The sequence below is a fragment of the Flavobacterium macacae genome, from assembly GCF_003865365.1.
GTDB lineage: Bacteria > Bacteroidota > Bacteroidia > Flavobacteriales > Flavobacteriaceae > Flavobacterium > Flavobacterium macacae.
Genome location: NZ_RQVR01000008.1, coordinates 1 through 19,538 on the forward strand (window position 1 = coordinate 1; position 19,538 = coordinate 19,538).

Consider the following 19,538-nt stretch of genomic DNA (forward strand, 5'->3'; position numbering starts at 1 on the left):
ACAATCAAATTAATTACAAAAATGTAGCTTAACTTATACTGCAGGTTTTATTTGCATATCCAGACTTTGAATGAAGCTAGAGAGATTATTGGAGATTTACAATATCAACACTTAACGCAAGATGATAAATCTGCTGAAATTATTGTTCAAATCATAAACGGAAAACCAACTTATACTTTAGAATACGATATGGTTTTTGGTGGTTCAGATAATCCTAGAATATATTTTGACCCAAATACGTTGAAGGTAACAAAAATTATAAATGGAGAATAGGATTACATAAAAAAGAATAAAATTTAAAAAACAGAAAAAGAACTTTTAGAACAATTGAAAATCTAATTATCTTTTTCTTCAAACCTTCAAGATTTGATTGATTCGAAATAAAAAAACACTATTTATCCGCCAAAAGCCAAAATTACTAATTTTCAGCACGATTGGCGTTGTTAACTTACAAAAGTAAATCAGTCCACTTGCTTCAGTAACTTTGGCTAATTGCGAGAAATTAGATTAAATCTTAAGAAATTATTAGGTTAAAAAACGAGACGAAAATGCTAGTTAATTAATAAAAATCTTTTATCTGAAAACTAAGACAAAATCTAGAAATCAAATAAATCTCCTAAAAAAGAATCTTTCTTTTTCTTATAACGATTATCAGAATGACCTTCATATCTATTGTCAGTATAACTTTTCTGTGGCACAGTTTGAGAAAACTGATTTGAACGATCAATAATTTTATCTAATTCACCACGATCCAGCCAAATACCTCGACACTCTGGACAATAATCGATCTCTACACCGTTTCGCTCGGTCATCACTAAATTACTTTTACAATTTGGACAATTCATAATATTTTGGTTTAATCGCAAATATAAAACTTAAAGGATTATAACTTAAAGACCACGATTGATTTATGATTTTTTTAGGATTACAGGCGCAAGACAGTAATTTAACATAGCGTTTTTAGCCAAATATCAGTTACAAGAAATTGTGGATTTTCGGCAACTTGAAACTTCTTTTTTACTAAGAAATTTATCTTCGGTAGAGAAAACTCAGTCCACTGGTATCGCTAACTCGCAGAGCGGGTTAATAGTACCTGAATTTAATTCTGAAAATCTTTAATTTATGAATTTTTTGATATCTTGTTTCACGCGAATAATTAAATGGTAACAAGAGACACAATCGACTTAAAAAATTTCAAAGAGATAGGAAATTTATATGATCTTTTTTGGGCAATGGACTGCCACCGAAACGCGTTCGAAAAGATTGCGTTTTAGTTTGAATTTGTAGCAGTTTTTGCACTTATAAAATTTGTATCTATTCCTAAAAACCTGCCTCTTTATTTTTAACTCTACCAATTGCAATACTATTTTGTGGAAGTTTAAAAAACAGCGGATTTCTTTATGTTACAATCTCATTTTGTTGCCCTCCTGACGTATGTTTCCGAAAAAAACGGCGGACGAAAAACACCTGCTTCTTCGGGCTATCGGCCGACCCTAAAATTTACCTACATTGATGGAGAATTTTCGGGAGTACAGCATTTTATCGATACGGATTTGGTATTCGCAGGAGATACGGTCAGTGCTGAAATAACCCTGATCAATACTGACAATTTTAAAGGAAAACTATATGTGGGTTTAGATTTTGAATTTTTTGAAGGTCCAATCTTAATCGGCAGCGGTATCATCACTCAAATCGGGAAGGAGTTTATGCTTTTTCAAAATGAAAAAAGATAACGAAACTGGAAAATGTAAATTCATTTAACGGTATTGCATAAAAAACTATTCTACTCTTAACTGTGTAGGCGTAAGATTGGTTTGGCCTTTAAAAAAATTTGAAAAATAGGCATGGTCCACAAAACCAAGTTCAAAAGCAATTTCTTTGATAGACAAATCGGTGGATTGAAGAAGTCGCTTGGCCTCTAGCAGTACGCGCTGTTGAATGAGCTGGGTTGCTGATATATTTAAGTTTTTCTTGCAAAGTATGTTGAGGTAATTAGACGATATGTTCAGTTTGCCTGCATAAAAAGCGACTAATTTATGCTCTTTATAAAACTGGTCAATCAACATGTTGAATTTTGCAAGCCTTGGGTTTGACTGATAAATTTTAGGTCCTGTAAAAATTTGTTCGGCTGCTTTGCTGACAATGGCTGCAATAACTGCCGCACGTGTACTGATCACATCTTGTAGTGAATCCTCTGCTTCTAATTCGTCTTTAATGGCATCAAATTCATATTTGAGTAGCTTGAAGTTGTTTTCCGAAAGAGAAATCACCGGATGATTGCTGTAATCGGTAAACGAAAACCTAAAATAAGATGAAAATCGATCAAAAAAAGCTTCGTCAATCATCAATTGATAGCCCGTTGTATCGGGTTCTATGTTCCATTTGTGAACCTGACCCGGAAATAAAATATGCACTTGCTTATCGCCAATGGCGTAATCTTGAAAGTCAATATTATGTGTGCCTTTTGCGCGATCGAATAAGACTAAGATAAAAAAATCATGCTTGTGAGGTTTGCTTATGTGCCTTTCTCCGTGAAGTTCATTATAAAGCAACTCTTTCCTGCCAGCTGTTTGCCCTTTTCTGAATTCCTGAATACCAATAATAGGTACGTATTTGTTATCGGTAGGTAAGATCATCTTTTTAAATCTCTTGTGGCACTTTCTTTATTTTGAAATGTATAAAAAAAATATGGATTAAGGTGAGTATTTCCACATTAATCCATATCAATTTATAAAAGGTTTCTTCCTTTAAAGGCTTTGCTAATAAACGATAGTTCCCTTGTGAATCAATGATTTTACAGGTGAAATACGCGATACTGCTTCTGCCGAACAACTAGCGTTTACAAGTACCAAACTTGCCTCATCACCAATTTTTGGCCATTGCTGGTTTCCGTTATCATCTAAAGGAAGTTTGTAACGCGTAGCGAAAGCCAAGGTTCTAGACAATTGCCATTCGGTTACATAACCATATAATTCTGCAATAAGATTTGCTTTCTGAAGCATATTTCCACTTCCAAACGTACTCCAATGATCTTGAATGTTATCATTTCCTATCAATACTTCAACGCCATATTTTCGAAGCGTTGGAATGGGCATAATCATACGTCCAAAAGGAACTGATGAAACAATTCCTACACCCGCGTGCACCAGTTTTTCTGCTATTTTTTCAGCTTCAGAATTGTTTAAAGCGCTTAAGGCAAAGGCATGGCTGACGAAAGATTTTCCTCGAAGCTGTGGGTTTTCTTCGGTTTTATCAATTAAATATTGAATGGTTTTCATACCGCTTTCACCCATTTCGTGCAGGTGAAGGTCAATTCCTTTGTTGTTGTCAATGGCACGTTGGGTAATTTGATCCATTACTTTCTCAATACTTCCGTCTAAAGAATAAGGATCGACGCCACCGATAAAAGCCACCGAATCCATTTTAGCCACCTCTTTTAAAATCGGCAGTGTGTTGGTATAATACAAACCATGTTGTGGAAAAGCTACCAATTCGGCTTCAACGGTTGCTTTTTTATTTTCCAAAGCTTTCTCAAAATTTTTCAAGGAGTCAAGATCTGAAGTTGGATCTACATTAAAATGCGAACGAATATAATCAGTGCCATATCCTTGTACAAAATCAATCATCTTCTCGGTTCTTTCTACCGAAGTTTCTAACCATTCCGGAATCATCTTTTGCTCATAAGCAATCATGTCTTTCACGGTTTTTCTTTTAGATGAAACTGCTTGCCAAGGCAGTCCAAACGTCATTTTGTCTAAATGCGCATGCATGTCTTTAAAAGCGGGTAACATCAAACAACCTTTGGCGTCTATACCAGTGCTGTTCGCATCATTGGGCAAGATGTTTTTTATTTGACCATTTTCAATTTCGATGCAAAAAAGTGCTGTTTTGGTTTTGATAATTTCTTGATCGTTGTACTCAAAACCAGTTTCGAGCAACACATTTTTTATGCGGTAGGATTTGTTTTCCATTTTTAGTTTGATAGTATTTTTACAATTTCGGTAAAACCTCTTTTTTTAGCATGTTGAAGTGCGGTTACTCCATCATTATCTGGAATCTGAAGATTTGCCCCAGCTTCTTTTAATATTTGAATGATTTCTTGATATTTTTTAGATCCATCTCCTAACACTACAGCTTCCATTAAAGCCGTCCAACCTAAACGATTGACATGATCTATTGGATAATTTTTTGTATTAGCAAGAACTCTTACGGTTTCAAAGTGTCCGCGTTCGCAAGCCGGAATCAAAGCAGTTCCATTATAACGATTAAATAGGTCAAATCGAGCACCATTGGCTAAATATAACTTTACCAATTCGGTTTGTCCGCTTGCGCCCGCATATAAAAATGCGCTATCTAGGTTATCGGCTTGCCTATTCACATCAGCACCATTTTCTACCAATAGTTTTGCCATAGATACCTGCTTGTTAACCGTTGCTACTAATAAAAGATTGCGTTTGCTTTTATCTTGCGTATTTACATTAACGCCATTCGCTAATGCTTTTTTAACTCCTTCCATATCATTTTTTGAAACAAGTTCAATTATATTTTCTTTTTGCATAACCGTTTCTTTTGAGATAAAATGATCTGATGTTCCACAAGAACTGAAGATTTCCATTGAGATTAAAAGCAATAGTATTTTCATCTTTTTTTGAATTAAAAATTACTGATGTATAGAACCACAAAGTTCCGCCTATTTTGAACCTTTCCTTTGTGTTTTTTATCTTAATCCTTGAAAGATTTATCTAATATTGTTTGGATCACCTCCGCTCCTATTGCCTATTTTAATTTAATTCGAGGAAAAAAGAGCACGACTAGTTATAAATTATTCAAGTAACGGAATGAATTCTTCACGCTAATACAATTTGGTAATAACTAAATTTGTTTTAAATATTTTATGCTATGAAGAAAACGGAAATTTCACGTAAAGATTTTTTAACAAAATCAGGATTAGGACTTGTTGGAATGACAATAATTCCCGGATTAATGGGTGCACAAAGCATCTTTTCATCCTCAAAAAGTGATTCGATATCAAATTTGAATAAAATGAATTACACGCTGAAAAACGTTTTATTAGAAACAGGCTTTGAATACGACGGAGCTGAAGTGGTTCGTACAAAAACCGAATTATTCTGCATAAACATTATAGGCGGAAAAATAGCAAGTATTTCGCCAAATAAACCGAATGATGCAACTGCTATTGATGCCAAAGGATTCTTGATGCTTCCTTCGTTTAAAGACATGCACATTCATTTAGACAAAACTTTTTATGGTGGCCCTTGGCAAGCCGTTCGACCAAGAACTGGCGGCGTAAAAGGAATGATTGCTTTAGAGCAAGAAATTTTACCAGAAATGCTTAAAACATCTACTGCGCGTGCCGAAAAGTTGATTGAATTGCTTCAGTCAAAAGGTACTACCTATGCCAGAAGTCATGTAAATATTGAACCTACCTCGAAACTACAATCGCTTAAAAACTTAGAGCTAGCATTAGAACACAAAAAAAGTGGTTTTGGTGCAGAATTAGTTGCGTTTCCTCAACACGGTGTTTTCTATACAAATACAGCTCCTTACTTAAAAGAAGCAGCCCAAATGGACATTGATTTTATTGGTGGTGTGGATCCTTATACGGTTGATGGAGCTATTGAAAAAACTATGGATTTTACGGTTCAATTGGCGTTGGATCATAACAAGGGAATCGATTTTCACTTGCATGAATCCGGAGAATCAGGGCTGAAAACAGTAGAATATCTGATCCAGAAAGTGAATGAAAATCCGGTATTAAAAAATAAAACCTACCTAAGCCACTGTTTTGTTTTAGGAAGATTGGATAAAATTAAACAAGAACAAATCGCGGAGCAACTTGGAGCCGCAGGTATCGGTATTGTTTCTACCATTCCTGTAGGAAAATTGATTATGCCAATTCCTACACTTTACAAACACAACGTAAAGGTGATGACAGGAAACGACAGCATCATCGACCATTGGAATACAATGGGCAGCGGAAGTGTGCTACAAAAGGCCAATGCAATGGCTCAAGTGTATGGTTTTTCAACAGAGTTTGAATTGTCTAGAAGTTTGAAATTAGCAACAGGCGATGTCCTTCCGTTAAATGACAAAGGCGTACAACAATGGCCAAAAGCTGGGGATACGGCCGATTTTGTATTTTTAGATGCGAGCTGTTCTGCCGAAGCCGTTTCACGTATTTCGGATGTAAAATCATTAATTTATCAGGGTAATATTGTTTTTAATATGAACTAGCTCCTATTTTAGGCACCTCATTTTTATTTTGCTAATCCATATTTTCCTTATTTTATTACACGTTACTTCGATTTTATTTGGTTCATAATCTAATTTATGTAGTTCTTTGCTATAGCGCGCATGCGAATAATAGCTTCCAATAAAATCAAAATGAATTTAAAATCAGAGTTACAGAAAAAAATCGATATGAAAACGAAACCATTAGGATCATTAGGCTTTTTGGAAGATATCGCATTTAAAATAGGAAAAATCCAAAATACACTTTCGCCGCAACTTGTAAATCCAGCCATGGTGGTCTTTGCGGCCGACCACGGATTAACAAAAGAAGGTATAAGCGCCTATCCGCAGGAGGTGACGCACCAAATGGTACTCAATTTTCTGAATAACGGCGCAGCCATCAATGTCTTTTGCAGACAGCACGGCATAGAATTAAAAATTGTGGATGCTGGCGTAAATTTTGATTTTGAAACCCATCCAAAATTATATATTCGGAAACCAAGAAACGGATCTAGGAACATGCTTCAGGAACCGGCCATGACTTCTAAAGAATTTGAATTTTCGTTACAGAGCGGCAAACAGATTGTCAACGAACTTTTTGCAGAAAATTGCAATATTATTGGTTTTGGCGAAATGGGAATTGGGAATACGTCTGCGGCTTCTTTGCTCTTATCAAAATTGTATAGTATTCCGATTGAACAATGCGCCGGCAGAGGAACTGGCGTCAACGAAGAACAATTACAGCAGAAAATAAAAGTCTTAAAGCAGGTTTCGGAAAAATATTCGGCGAATGATGATGCTTTAGAAATGGCCAGAATTTTTGGCGGTTTAGAAATCGCGCAAATGATTGGCGCCATGGAAGCCGCCTTTAAAAATAATATGATTATTTTGATTGACGGCTTCATCGCCAGTGCGGCCATTGCAGTCTTGGCAAAAAAGGAAGCTTCTATTTTAGAGAATTGTATTTTTTGCCATATTTCTGATGAACAGGCGCACCAACTTCTATTGCAGCAGTTAGGCCAAAGAGCATTGCTAAATATGAACATGAGAGTTGGCGAAGGAACGGGTTGTGCTGTTGCCTACCCAATAATAAAAAGTGCGGTTAATTTTTTAAATGAAATGGCAAGCTTTGAACAAGCCAATGTTTCCAACAAAGAATCATGAAGCAAGAAATTAAAATATTTTTTACGGCATTGATGTTTTACACCCGGATTCCGTGTCCCAAATTTGATGATTTTGACGAAGAACTGCTCAACAAGGCAACCCGTTATTTCCCTTTAATTGGATGGATTGTAGCTTCAGGAGCCGTATTGACAGTTTATCTGCTGCATTTTATTTTACCCCTTTCTGTCTGTGTTATCTTATCGTTGGCGGTTAGTGTCTTAATGACGGGCTCTTTTCACGAAGACGGTTTTGCCGATTCGTGTGATGGTTTTGGGGGCGGCTGGACAAAAACAAGAATCTTAGACATCATGAAAGACAGCCGTGTAGGAACGTATGCCGTCGTTGGACTGATACTGTTGTTTTTATTAAAAATCAGTGCCACAGTAGAGTTGTTGCAGCACGATTTTATTTTTGGTTTGAAAACGATATTTTTAGCACACGTCTTGAGTAGATTTACCACAGAGACTTTAATTTTTACGCACGAATATTCCCGAGAAGACGCCACAAGCAAAGTAAAACCATTGGCCAAAAAACTTAGCGTTAAAAACCTATTTATCAGTTTATTGTTTACGTTGCCTGCTTTTTTATTATTTCAAAACGTTTGGATATTTGTTGTATTTATTCCAGTTTATTTAATGAAAATGTACCTCGCCAGGTATTTTACAAAATGGATTGATGGATATACGGGCGACTGTCTTGGCGCAACCCAGCAAATTACAGAAGTAATCATTTATTTAGCCATGTTGATTTTATGGAAATTCATTTAATACGACATACGGCTGTTAAAAATATGGACGGTATTTGTTATGGACAATCAGATGTGGCTTTAAACGATGATTTTTTACTGTCATTTGAAACCATTAAAACAGACGATCACTATGATGAGGTGATTTCAAGCCCACTTTCAAGATGCACAAAGTTATCCGATTTTTTAACCTTTGATTACCAAGTAGAACCGCGCCTGAAAGAGCTCAATTTTGGTAAATGGGAATTGCAAGAATGGGATGCGATCGACAGAAATACGCTTCAATCCTGGAGTGAGGATTATATTAATGGAGCACCTCCAGAAGGAGAAAGTTTACAAGCCATGGAACAGAGAGTAGTCTCTTTTTTAGAAGAAATTTTCGAGAAACATCCTAATGGAAAAGTACTGCTTGTGACGCATGCTGGGGTTATCCGGATTATTATCAGCCACATCAACAAAACTCCTTTAACAGAAATGTTTTCCATAAAAGTTGGTTTTGGAGAATTATTAAAAGTAAAATGGTCTAAAAACGAGTTTAATTATGAAAATTAGACTTAGCGAAACCTCTTTGATAGGAAAAGAAATAAATGAACCTTATTACTATATTCTGCTATTTGACGGACAATTTTTGTTTTCTAAACAAGAATGAATAAATCAAATTATACAGAATCAAAAAATATCCACTTTTCCTAATTGCCTAAAAACTGTAGACTAAAAAGAAAAAAGCGGAGAATTTCTTAGTTCTTCAAACCTATTCAATATAGTAAAATAGATAAGAGATCTTCATCTTCTTTATTGCGATTTACTGCGGGATTTGAGAATTTGTATGACATCGCTCAACTTGAATCCCTTTGCCTGCAACAATATCAAATAGTGAAAAAGCAGGTCGGCACTTTCGCTCAAAAATAAATGGGTATCATTATCTTTTGCTTCAATCACGACTTCCACAGCTTCCTCTCCTACTTTTTGCGCTATTTTATTGATGCCTTTTTCAAAGAGCGAAGCCACATAACTTTTCTCTGTAGGATTATTTTTTCGGTTTTCGATTGTTTGCTCCAATTCAGATAAAAAGCCATATGAGGCTTCATTTTTTTCGTTCCAGCAGGTATCGCTTCCCGTATGGCACACGTTTCCATAAGGCTTTACTTTTATCAACAGTGAATCATGGTCACAATCAATTTTGATGTCCACAACTTCTAGGAAATTGCCGCTTTCTTCCCCTTTTGTCCAAAGCCTGTTTTTGCTTCTGCTGAAAAAAGTGACCTTATTTAGTTCTACTGTTTTGGTATAAGCCTCTTCATTCAAATAGCCAAGCATCAGCACATTTTTGGTTTCAAAATCTTGAATAACCGCCGGAACCAGACCGTCTTTATTTTTTGTAAAATCTATTTTCATAATCGTATTGCTATATTATTTTGAGCCAATTCTTTTTTTAAATCCCTAATTTTTATTTCTCCAAAGTGGAAAACACTCGCCGCCAACGCCGCATCTGCCTTTCCAATTGTAAAAGCGTCTCTAAAATCGCTGATTTTTCCCGCACCGCCCGAAGCTATTATCGGCACATTTACCGTTTCAGAAAGCTGGCGAAGCGCGTCATTGGCAAAACCATTTTTCGTGCCGTCGTTATCCATCGAGGTAAACAAAATTTCACCGGCGCCAAGATTGCAGGCTTCGTTTGCCCAATCAAATAAATCCAATTCCGTTGGCAATTTTCCGCCCACCAAATGCACTTTCCACAGTCCGTTGATTTCTTTCGCATCAATTGCCACAACCACGCATTGGCTTCCAAAAGTTTTAGCCAAATCAGAAATCAACTGCGGATTTTTAACCGCCGATGAATTTATGGAAACTTTATCTGCGCCATTTTTCAAAAGCAGTTCAACGTCTTGAATCGAAGAAATGCCCCCGCCGACAGTAAACGGAATATTGATTTCCCTTGCCACTTCTTTTACCAAGTCCGCCAATGTTTTTCGTTTTTCTTCCGTAGCTGAAATATCAAGAAAAACCAACTCGTCAGCGCCATTTTCAGAATACGCATACGCTAATTCCACTGGATTGCCTGCATCTCTTAAATCTAAAAAATTGACGCCTTTCACGGTTCTTCCGTCCTTGATATCAAGACATGGAATAATTCTTTTCGTAATCATATTGCGTTGGTTATAAAGTTTTGCAATTGCTCCAGGCTTATTTTTTCTTCATAAATCGCTTTCCCGATGATTACGCCTTCGCAACCCAAAAGCTGTAATTTTGGCAATTCTTCAAAGCAAGAAACGCCACCGGAAGCAATCAGATTTACAGCAGGAAAAGCTTCCAAAATCTTTTTATAAAGTGAAAAAGAAGGACCTTCGAGCATGCCGTCTTTTGAAATATCGGTACAGATTATATTCTTGATTCCAAATTTTTGATACTTTTCAATAAAAGGAAGCACTTCCAAATCAGAAGTTTCCTGCCAACCCGAAACCGCAATTTTTTCGTCATGAACATCCGCGCCCAAAATAATTTTTGAACCATATCTTGAAATCCATTCTTGAAATAATTCCGGATTTTTAACTGCAACGCTGCCACCCGTAATTTGATTGGCACCTGAATTGAAAGCAATTTCCAAATCTGTATTGGTTTTTAAGCCACCGCCAAAATCAATTTTAAGATTCGTGTTTTCTGAAATCTGTTCCAAGATTTTATAGTTCACGATTTTACCCGATTTTGCTCCGTCCAAATCCACCAAGTGCAAATATTGGATGCCGTTTGCCTCAAATTCTTTAGCGATTTCCAAAGGATTTTTATTGTAAATTTTTTTAGTGGCATAATCGCCTTTGGTCAGTCGCACGCATTTTCCGTCAATGATATCGATCGCTGGAATAATTCTCATAATTCTATTTTTAAAAAGTTACCAAGGATTTTTTCTCCTGTTTTACCGCTTTTCTCCGGATGAAATTGAACTCCAAAAAAGTTGTCTTTCTGCAAAGCCGAAGCATAGTCCAATCCATACTTGGTGGTGGCAATCGTATTCTCTATTTTTTCCGCATAAAAACTATGCACCAGATACACATACTCGTTTTCAGAAATTCCGTCAAACAAAGGTGATTTTAGGTTGTGAATCGTATTCCAGCCCATCTGCGGAATTTTATTATCCGCTGGAAATTTCTTGACAGCGACATCAAAAATTCCCAAACCATCCGTGTTTCCTTCTTCAGAATAATTGCAAAGCAGTTGCATGCCAAGGCAGATTCCCAAAACGGGCTGTTTCAAAATCGGAATAATTTGGTCTAAGCCGCTTTCGCGTAATTTTTTCATCGCCGCATTTGCCGCACCAACACCAGGGAAAATGACTTTGTCAGCATTTAAAATAAATGCTGGATCAGCGCTCAGAATTCCTTCAAAACCAAGCCGATTCAACGCAAATTGCACACTTTTTACATTTCCGGCGCCATAATCTATAATTGCAATTTTCATAACATTCCTTTTGTGGATGGCAAAATCATTTTTTCGGTATCGCGTTTTACCGCCATTTTGATTGCTTTGGCGAAGGCCTTAAAAATGGATTCAATTTTGTGGTGCTCGTTGGCTCCTTCCGCTTTGATATTCAGGTTGGCTTTGGCTCCGTCGCTAAACGATTTGAAAAAGTGGTAAAACATTTCTGTCGGCATTTTTCCAATCATTTCCCGTTTGAAATCAGCTTCCCAAACCAGCCAATTTCTTCCTCCAAAATCCAGCGCAACTTGTGCCAGGCAATCATCCATCGGAAGGCAAAAACCATAACGTTCAATGCCTAATTTGTCACTCAACGCTTTGGCAAAAACTTCGCCCAAAGCAATTGCCGTGTCTTCAATCGTGTGGTGTTCATCGACTTCCAAATCACCTTTGACGTTGATATCCAAGTCCATTTGGCCGTGTCTTGCAAGTTGGTCGAGCATGTGGTCAAAGAAAGAAATTCCGGTAGAAATATTGCTTTTTCCAGTTCCGTCTAAGTTTATTTTTATCGAAATGTCGGTTTCATTTGTCTTTCTCTCAATAGAAGCAACACGTTCCTGAAGCTTTAAAAATTCATAGATTTCTTTCCATTTTAAAGTTTTCAAGGCTATAATTTCTTCCAATTCTGATGATGCAAAAAGTGTTTCCGTTCTTCCGAGGTTTTCATCAAGATTCAAGAAAATTGCTTTTGATTTCAGGTTTTTAGCCAAAGCAACATCCGTAAATCGATCGCCAATCACAAAAGAATTTTCTAAGTCATAAATAGGATTGTCAATATATTTTCTAAGCATTCCTAATCCTGGTTTTCTCGTATCTAGATTTTCATGCGGAAAACTTCGGTCTACCAGAATATCTTGAAATACAACTTTTTCGTTTTCAAAAGCCTTTAGGATGAAGTTCTGGCAAGGCCAAAAAGTAGCTTCCGGAAAACTATCAGTTCCCAACCCGTCTTGATTGGTAACCATAACCAATTCAAAATCAAGCTCATTGCTTATTTTTGACAAATAATAAAAAACTTCAGGATAAAACTCCAATTTTGATAAGTCATCCAATTGATAATCAGAAGGTTCTTTGACTAAAGTTCCGTCGCGATCGATGAACAATATTTTTTGATTTTTCATAATGATTTCAGTATTTCCAATAATTTTCTGTTCTCTTTTTCAGTTCCGATTGTGATTCTCAGGCAGTTTCCGCAAAGCTCTTGGTTGGATCGATTTCGAATTACAATGCCTTTTTCGAGTAATTGGTCATACCGTTTTTTAGCATCATCTACCTTGACCAAAATAAAATTTGCATCTGAATTGTAAATTTTTTCAATGAATGCTATGGTATTCAAATCAGCAATCAATTTTTCTCTTTCGGTTAAAATCATTTTAATTTCTTCTAAAACAACATCGTAATTTTCAATTCGCTCCAAGGCTTTTTCCTGTGTGAGTTTATTGACATTGTAAGGCGGTTTAATTTTGTCTAAGACAGCTATTATTTGTGCATTTGCATATAAAATTCCCAGTCGAATTCCTGCCAAACCATACGCTTTTGATAACGTTTGGAGAATGATTAAATTAGGGAACTGTTCTGTTTTCTGAAGCCAGCTTTCTTTGCTTGAAAAATCAATATAAGCTTCGTCAATGACTATTAATCCTGAGAAATCAGCCAAAAGTCTTTCCATGTTATCCTCGGAAAAAGAATTTCCCGTGGGATTGTTTGGCGAACACAGAAACAAGATTTTTGTCGTTTCATCAGTAGCTTTTAAAATCAAGTCTACATTAGGCTCAAAATCATTTTGCAATACAATTTCCTTATTTTCAACAGCATTTAAATTGGCCAAAACGCTGTACATTCCATACGTGGGAGGCAACGTGATCACGGAATCTCGGTTGGGTTCACAGAAAGCCCTGAAAAGCAAATCCAACAATTCATCGCTTCCGTTGCCAAGAATTATTTGGTTCTCGCGAATATTTTTTAACTCTGATAGTTTCTTTTTTAGGCTTTTCTGTTTCGGATCTGGATAACGGTTCAGCCCATTTTCAAACGGATTTTCATTCGCATCCAAGAAAATTAGGTCTTTGTAGAAATCCTTAAATTCATCGCGTGCGGAAGAATAAGACTGCATCGCCAACACCTTTTTCCGTACTAATTTATTAATGTCAAAAGTTCTCATTTGGTTCTTTTTTGGAGTTCCTTTAATCGCAATGTGACTGCGTTTTTGTGCGCCTGCAAACCTTCGGCTTCGGCCATAATTTCAATCGCCTTCCCGATATTTTGTATTCCTTTGGGAGTAATTTTTTGAAAAGTCATCGATTTCAAAAAACTATCGAGATTTACGCCTTCATAATTTTTTGCAAAACCATTTGTTGGCAAGGTATGATTGGTTCCCGAAGCGTAATCGCCGGCACTTTCTGGCGTATAATTTCCGATGAAAACAGAACCCGCATTTTCGATCCCGTCAATAAAAAAGTTTTCGTTTTCGGCACAAATAATAAAATGTTCTGGTGCATAATCGTTGATCAAGTCCAATGCTATTTCATCGGTTTCGACCAAGATCAATCTGGAATTGGCAATTGCTTTTTGTGCTGTTTCATAACGTGGCAAAAGCTTGATTTGAGTGTCAATTTCTTTTGAAACAGCGTCGATCATCTTTTCTGAAGTCGAAACCAAAATCACCTGGCTGTCGCTTCCGTGTTCGGCTTGGCTCAGTAAATCAGACGCCACAAAACTTGCATTGGCCGTATCGTCAGCAAAAACCAAAAGCTCAGAAGGTCCGGCGGGCATGTCTATAGCGACTCCAAATTTTGTAGCAAACTGTTTGGCCACAGTCACAAATTGGTTTCCAGGACCAAATATTTTATACACTTTGTCAACAGTCTCCGTTCCAAAAGTCATGGCAGCAATCGCCTGAATCCCTCCTATTTTCAAGATTTTTGTGACGCCGCACAAAGATGCCGCATACACTATGGCTGGATTGATTTTTCCCGATTTATTTGGTGGCGAACACAAAGTGATTTGGCTGCTGCCTGCAATTTTAGCCGGAACGGCAAGCATCAAAACCGTAGAAAAAAGTGGCGCCGAACCGCCCGGAATGTACAATCCGATTTTTTGAATGGCACGTTTTTCTTTCCAGCAGAAAACACCTTTTGTGGTTTCGACTTCTATTTTTCCTGTTTTTTGCGCTTCGTGAAAACGCTCAATGTTTGATTTGGCCAAACTGATCGCTTCCTTCAATTCATTGGGAACTTGGGCAATTGCTTCGGCTATTTCTTCGGGTGTAACTTCAAAAGAATTTAAGTTCACGCCGTCAAATAAGGAACCGTATTTTGAAACGGCAACGTCGCCTTTTATTTGTATTTCCTTAAAAATAGAAGCGACCGTCTGCTCGATATCTTCATACGTATTCGTAGGCCTTTTTAATACTTCAGCCCAACTATTTCTGCCTAGATTTTTGATATTTTTCATTGTGTTTATTTAAAATTATAAAACCATTTTTTCAATGGGACAGACCAAAATTCCTTCGGCGCCCGCTTCTTTCAGCTGGTCAATTACGTCCCAAAATTGATCTTCGTTGATTACCGAATGCAGACTGCTCCATCCTTTTTCAGCCAATGGCATGACCGTTGGGCTTTTTAAGACTGGAAGAATCTGGCTGATGCTTTCAATCTTTTCATTGGGAACATTCATCAAGATGTATTTTGAATTTCTGGCTTTTAGGACCGATTGGATCCTGAATTGGAGCTTGTTTAAAAGCAGTTGGTTTTCTGAAGAAATTTGGTCGGAGACCGCTAATACCGCCTCGCTTTTCAAGATCACAGCTACTTCTTTCAGGTTGTTTTTGAACAAAGTGCTTCCACTGGAAACGATGTCAACGATGGCGTCTGAGAGACCGATATTTGGAGCAATTTCTACAGAACCTGATATTTGGTGCAGTTCGACGTTGATATTTTTAGAAGCAAAAAAATCAAGAACTGTTTTTGGATACGAAGTGGCGATGCGCAGTCCGTTTAAATCTTCCAAAGAAGAAAAAGCAAATGTTTTTGGAACCGCAACCGAAACCTTGCACTTTGAAAAGCCCAGTTTTTCAATGATTTTGATGTCGTTCCCTTTTTCAACCAAAAGGTTGTCGCCGACAATGGCAATGTCCACAACGCCGTCAACAAGATATTGCGGAATGTCAGCATTGCGAAGAAATAACACTTCAAGGGGAAAATTAGACGCTTGGGCTTTCAGCTGGTCGTTTCCGTTTTCGATTGAAATACCGCAGTCTTTCAGGATTTTCAGGCTGTCTTCGTTGAGTCGTCCTGATTTTTGGATTGCTAATTTTAAGGTGCTCATTTTTTTTAGATTGTGAATGAGCACACCAAATTTTTTACAAATAAAAAACCCGTTTGATGTACTCAAACGGGTTTTTAGAATATGATGAATTACTTACATACCATTAACACTTCGCTTGAGCGGAGAAATGGATATGATGATGCAATTGATTTGTAAACATGGTTTTTTATTTGATGCAAATGTAGTTTAAAATTAAATTAAATAACTGATTTTTTATTTATATTAACTTTTGAGGCAATAATGCCACGCTTTTTTTTCGAACAGCAAAACACAGCTCGTTTTAAAACGACTCGCAAGAAGCTTGCAGTGAGCTGTTTTTCACTTCTTTCTTTATTTCTGGGTTGTTAGCGGCATTCGGACAAAAACAGGTAATTTCACCTGCTTTTAAGAAATTTTTAAGAATTAATTTTGATCAATTGAACCTAAAATTTAAATTTATGGACGAATATCTAGGAATTATCAAATTATTTGCCGGCACTTTTGTGCCTCAAAACTACTTGGCATGCAATGGGCAGTTGCTGCCAATACAACAATATGCTGCAGTCTTTTCTTTACTGGGAACAACTTATGGAGGTGATGGTGTCAGCACATTCGCACTGCCAGACCTTCGCTCAAGAATTCCGGTAGGAACAGGACAAGGCCCAGGTCTTTCAAATTTTGTACAAGGTCAAAAGTCAGGTACAGAACAAATAACTTTGCTGGCAAATAACCTGCCTGCACACAATCACCCTGTTACAGGAAGCGTAAAGATCCCAACCAATGACAGCAACGCGGACGCTGAAAGCCCTGACGGCGCTTATTTAGGGACGCCTGAACAGTCAATTTACAGCAGCACAACAAATGGATTTGCTGCTGATGCGGTGACACAGCTGGCAACTGGTGTTGTCGGCAATAATGTGCCAGTATCAGTGATGCAGCCGTATCTGGCGCTTAATTACATAATCTGCGTTAATGGTGTTTACCCTTCTCGTCCTTAGTAGAAAAGAATAAAAAATTTTAAATCTTAAAAGCAAGGTAGTGCCTCAATTAAAAAGCAGCACCCTATATTCACAAATAAGCACAAACAATTAAAAAACAACAACTTACAGTCAAAATAGGTAACACTACGCTTTTATATGCTAAATATTTTCGGTAGCCTTGCCTAAAAAAACTTACCTATCATGGAAGAATATATCGGAATCCTAAAATTGTTCGCTGGCAACTTTGCACCCCAAGGGTGGGCTTTCTGCAATGGCCAACTTCTATCAATTTCGCAAAATACAGCACTGTTCACAATACTTGGTACCACTTATGGTGGTAATGGAACTGCAAATTTTGCACTCCCAGACTTTAGATCTAGAATACCAATAGGTGCTGGACAAGGCCCTGGACTTTCAAATTATATCCAAGGTCAAATCAGCGGAGCCGAGCAGGTTACAATGACATTAAATAATATGCCATCGCACAATCATGCAATTACAGGAAGCGTTAAGATTCCAACCAATGACAGTAATGCTGACGCTGAAAGCCCTGATGGTGCTTACTTAGGTACTCCGGAAAAGTCAATTTACAGCAACTCCACAAATGGTTTTGCAGCTGCTGCAGTAACAGGTGGTTTAGGCACAGCAGCAGCGGGTGGAAGTCAGCCATTCCCAATCATCCAGCTGGTATTGGCCATGAATTATATAATTTGTTTGCAAGGGATGTACCCACCTCGCCCATAAGATATTTTTTTTTAAGCCTATTTTTCCCTGAAAAATCTTCTTGAAAAGCTCCTTAAAAATTTACACTTAAATTATACAAAATGCGAAAAAATTACTTTAGGTATAAAGAATTTATTTTCTTGACCTTCCTGACCCTGCTTTCTCTATTTACGGGTAAAGCTGTCGCCCAGACCACTTTGGCTGTAGGCGACCTTTCTATCGTAAGTATAAACTCAAACACGACAGACGCCTTTACGTTTGTAACATGGGTAAATTTACTGCCAAATACCGAAATTAAGTTTACGGATAACGGCTTTCACAATGGCGGGCTCCCAACAGCTCCGTCAAATTTCAGAGATCAAGAGCAGACTGTAACTTGGAGAAACAATACTGGAGCAGCTATTGATGCAGGAAAGGTAATTACCATTACCCTCTCAAACCCCGCAACCACAAATCTTGGCGAAATAGTATCTTCATTGGGAGCAAATGGTAATGCTGCTGCAATGTTGCTAACCAACAATAGTGGCGATCAGATTTTTGCGTATCAAGGAATCGGAGCGACTGCACCCGTTAACAACGTTAACTCTAATTTCAATGGTACTATAATTTTTGCCATTGGCTTCTCGGGGTGGAATGTAGCTGCCACTAACTGGGTGACATCTGGAGCCATTAGCGGAGCAACATCTTACCTTCCAAGCACAGTCACAGGAAACAGCAGCGTATTTCTAGGACCAAATGTTGCAGGTGCACAATACAACGGACCTACTTCAGGACTTGCTGCTTATGGAGCGTACAAGGCCGCAATTGCAAACCCTGCCAACTGGACGCTGGTAACGAATTCATCTGGAGTTATACCTCCATTCCCAGTACCAATATTTACTGCAGGAGCTTTACCGGTTTTTACAGCAAATCCTCCTAACAGAACAATTTGTCTTGGTAACAATACCACTTTCGCTGCAGCTGCCTCAAACGCAACAAGCCATCAATGGCAAGAAAACAGCGGATCAGGATTTGCAAACCTCTCCAATGGTGGAGTTTATTCTGGAGCAGCTACTGCAACTTTAACGATCACAGGAGCAACAGCCGGAATGAATGGTTATACTTATCGGCTGGTAGCTACTGGCACTGGCGGTTCTGCAAATTCTAATGCAGCAACATTAACGGTTTCAAACCCAACTGTAACAGCTGGATCACAAACAAATGTATCTTGCTTCGGAGGATCTAATGGATCTGCAACAGTAACAGCAAGCGGCGGAATTGCCCCTTACACTTACTCTTGGTCGCCTTCAGGAGGAACAGGTGCATCAGCAACTGGACTTACCGCCGGAACCTACACAGTTACTATCACAGATAATATCGGTTGCACAACAACAAGAAACTTTACAGTCACACAGCCCGCTTCCGCTGTATCGGGAACTACCGCAGTAACAAATGTAGCCTGCAGCTCTGGAACAAACGGTGCAATAAACCTTACGCCGTCAGGCGGAACCGGACCCTACACTTTCAACTGGGGAGGCGGAATAACTAGCGAAGACAGAACAGCGCTTGCTGCAGGAACCTACTCGGTAACCATAACGGACGCAAACGGATGCACGGCAACTGTAGCTGGAATTACAGTCACACAGCCTGTAAATGCAATCACAGCTACAGCATCGCAGATCAATGTATCTTGCAACGGCGGTTCGAACGGAACGGCTTCAGTGGCAGCTTCAGGAGGTACGGGACCTTACACTTACTTGTGGTCACCTTCAGGAGGAACGGCGGCGACAGCCTCAGGACTTTCAGCAGGAACTTACATGGTAACAATCACGGATGCTAATTCCTGTACAACAATAAGAAACTTTACGATAACACAGCCTGCGGCACTAACGGCAACAACAGCGCAGACCAACGTATCT

The 19,538-nt window shown here is 38.0% G+C and carries 21 protein-coding genes; 9 read left to right on the forward strand and 12 right to left on the reverse strand.

The features are described from left to right. The first annotated feature begins 51 nt into the window (after positions 1-51). Positions 52-273, forward strand: a complete 222-nt coding sequence (locus EG849_RS08025) for a hypothetical protein (RefSeq protein WP_233581762.1) — start codon at positions 52-54, stop codon at positions 271-273. Between the two features lie 323 nt (positions 274-596). On the opposite strand, the gene EG849_RS08030 is transcribed toward EG849_RS08025, so the two are convergent. Continuing rightward, positions 597-845, reverse strand: a complete 249-nt coding sequence (locus EG849_RS08030; protein ID WP_125012567.1) for a TFIIB-type zinc ribbon-containing protein — start codon at positions 843-845, stop codon at positions 597-599. 555 nt (positions 846-1,400) lie between these two features. Between EG849_RS08030 and EG849_RS08035 the strand changes: the two genes are divergently transcribed. Beyond that, positions 1,401-1,733 carry a hypothetical protein gene (locus EG849_RS08035; protein WP_125012568.1) on the forward strand — a complete coding sequence of 111 codons (333 nt, stop codon included), beginning with the start codon at positions 1,401-1,403 and terminating at the stop codon, positions 1,731-1,733. 45 nt (positions 1,734-1,778) lie between these two features. Here the strand turns inward: EG849_RS08035 and EG849_RS08040 are convergent, their stop codons facing one another. The 3 genes from EG849_RS08040 to EG849_RS08050 all read right to left on the reverse strand — a co-directional run bounded on the left by EG849_RS08040 (position 1,779) and on the right by EG849_RS08050 (position 4,642). Then, the gene (locus EG849_RS08040; RefSeq protein WP_125012569.1) at positions 1,779-2,636 is read right to left on the reverse strand and encodes an AraC family transcriptional regulator; all 858 of its coding nucleotides are present in this window, start codon (positions 2,634-2,636) and stop codon (positions 1,779-1,781) included. Between the two features lie 123 nt (positions 2,637-2,759). Further along, positions 2,760-3,971 (reverse strand): amidohydrolase, encoded by a 1,212-nt coding sequence (locus tag EG849_RS08045; protein ID WP_125012570.1) that lies wholly within the window; start codon positions 3,969-3,971, stop codon positions 2,760-2,762. Positions 3,972-3,973: 2 nt separating this feature from the next. Further along, positions 3,974-4,642 carry an ankyrin repeat domain-containing protein gene (locus EG849_RS08050; RefSeq protein WP_125012571.1) on the reverse strand — a complete coding sequence of 223 codons (669 nt, stop codon included), beginning with the start codon at positions 4,640-4,642 and terminating at the stop codon, positions 3,974-3,976. Positions 4,643-4,899: 257 nt separating this feature from the next. Between EG849_RS08050 and EG849_RS08055 the strand changes: the two genes are divergently transcribed. The 4 genes from EG849_RS08055 (at position 4,900) to cobC (ending at position 8,713) form a co-directional block, all read left to right on the forward strand. After that, positions 4,900-6,255: an amidohydrolase gene (locus EG849_RS08055; protein ID WP_125012572.1), complete on the forward strand. Its 1,356-nt coding sequence runs from the start codon at positions 4,900-4,902 to the stop codon at positions 6,253-6,255. 150 nt (positions 6,256-6,405) lie between these two features. Beyond that, complete coding sequence (cobT, locus tag EG849_RS08060) at positions 6,406-7,416, forward strand: nicotinate-nucleotide--dimethylbenzimidazole phosphoribosyltransferase (RefSeq protein WP_125012573.1); 1,011 nt, start codon at positions 6,406-6,408, stop codon at positions 7,414-7,416. Then, complete coding sequence (locus EG849_RS08065; RefSeq protein WP_125012574.1) at positions 7,413-8,183, forward strand: adenosylcobinamide-GDP ribazoletransferase; 771 nt, start codon at positions 7,413-7,415, stop codon at positions 8,181-8,183. The genes cobT and EG849_RS08065 overlap by 4 nt, the downstream gene beginning before the upstream one ends. A 23-nt stretch (positions 8,184-8,206) precedes the next feature. Continuing rightward, the gene (gene cobC / locus EG849_RS08070; RefSeq protein WP_158611929.1) at positions 8,207-8,713 is read left to right on the forward strand and encodes an alpha-ribazole phosphatase family protein; all 507 of its coding nucleotides are present in this window, start codon (positions 8,207-8,209) and stop codon (positions 8,711-8,713) included. A 240-nt stretch (positions 8,714-8,953) separates the two neighbouring features. Here cobC and hisIE read toward each other — a convergent pair whose 3' ends face one another. From hisIE to hisG, 8 genes are read right to left on the reverse strand one after another with little or no spacing between them, the layout of a single operon-like run. After that, positions 8,954-9,556 carry a bifunctional phosphoribosyl-AMP cyclohydrolase/phosphoribosyl-ATP diphosphatase HisIE gene (gene hisIE, locus EG849_RS08075; protein ID WP_125012576.1) on the reverse strand — a complete coding sequence of 201 codons (603 nt, stop codon included), beginning with the start codon at positions 9,554-9,556 and terminating at the stop codon, positions 8,954-8,956. Further along, complete coding sequence (hisF, locus tag EG849_RS08080; RefSeq protein ID WP_125012577.1) at positions 9,553-10,308, reverse strand: imidazole glycerol phosphate synthase subunit HisF; 756 nt, start codon at positions 10,306-10,308, stop codon at positions 9,553-9,555. Before hisF ends, hisIE begins: the two co-directional genes overlap by 4 nt. Further along, complete coding sequence (gene hisA, locus EG849_RS08085) at positions 10,305-11,030, reverse strand: 1-(5-phosphoribosyl)-5-[(5-phosphoribosylamino)methylideneamino]imidazole-4-carboxamide isomerase (RefSeq protein ID WP_125012578.1); 726 nt, start codon at positions 11,028-11,030, stop codon at positions 10,305-10,307. The genes hisF and hisA overlap by 4 nt, the downstream gene beginning before the upstream one ends. Beyond that, on the reverse strand, positions 11,027-11,614 hold the full coding sequence (hisH, locus tag EG849_RS08090) for an imidazole glycerol phosphate synthase subunit HisH (RefSeq protein ID WP_125012579.1): 588 nt from the start codon (positions 11,612-11,614) through the stop codon (positions 11,027-11,029). The genes hisA and hisH overlap by 4 nt, the downstream gene beginning before the upstream one ends. Beyond that, the gene (gene hisB, locus EG849_RS08095; RefSeq protein ID WP_125012580.1) at positions 11,611-12,753 is read right to left on the reverse strand and encodes a bifunctional histidinol-phosphatase/imidazoleglycerol-phosphate dehydratase HisB; all 1,143 of its coding nucleotides are present in this window, start codon (positions 12,751-12,753) and stop codon (positions 11,611-11,613) included. The genes hisH and hisB overlap by 4 nt, the downstream gene beginning before the upstream one ends. Then, a complete protein-coding gene (hisC, locus tag EG849_RS08100) occupies positions 12,750-13,793 on the reverse strand; it encodes a histidinol-phosphate transaminase (RefSeq protein ID WP_125012581.1) in 1,044 nt (347 codons plus the stop codon). Before hisC ends, hisB begins: the two co-directional genes overlap by 4 nt. Continuing rightward, positions 13,790-15,085: a histidinol dehydrogenase gene (gene hisD / locus EG849_RS08105; RefSeq protein WP_125012582.1), complete on the reverse strand. Its 1,296-nt coding sequence runs from the start codon at positions 15,083-15,085 to the stop codon at positions 13,790-13,792. The genes hisC and hisD overlap by 4 nt, the downstream gene beginning before the upstream one ends. 15 nt (positions 15,086-15,100) lie before the next feature. Further along, positions 15,101-15,958, reverse strand: a complete 858-nt coding sequence (hisG, locus tag EG849_RS08110) for an ATP phosphoribosyltransferase (protein ID WP_125012583.1) — start codon at positions 15,956-15,958, stop codon at positions 15,101-15,103. Positions 15,959-16,395: 437 nt separating this feature from the next. On the opposite strand from hisG, the gene EG849_RS08115 reads away from it, so the two are divergent. The 3 genes from EG849_RS08115 to EG849_RS15710 form a co-directional block, all read left to right on the forward strand. Beyond that, entirely contained in the window at positions 16,396-16,935 is a 540-nt protein-coding gene (locus EG849_RS08115) for a phage tail protein (protein WP_125012584.1), read from the forward strand. A gap of 210 nt (positions 16,936-17,145) precedes the next feature. Then, positions 17,146-17,661 carry a phage tail protein gene (locus EG849_RS08120; protein ID WP_233581763.1) on the forward strand — a complete coding sequence of 172 codons (516 nt, stop codon included), beginning with the start codon at positions 17,146-17,148 and terminating at the stop codon, positions 17,659-17,661. Between the two features lie 80 nt (positions 17,662-17,741). Then, positions 17,742-19,538, forward strand: a 1,797-nt coding sequence (locus EG849_RS15710; protein WP_199732263.1) for a beta strand repeat-containing protein, incomplete at its 3' end; no start/stop codon positions are given.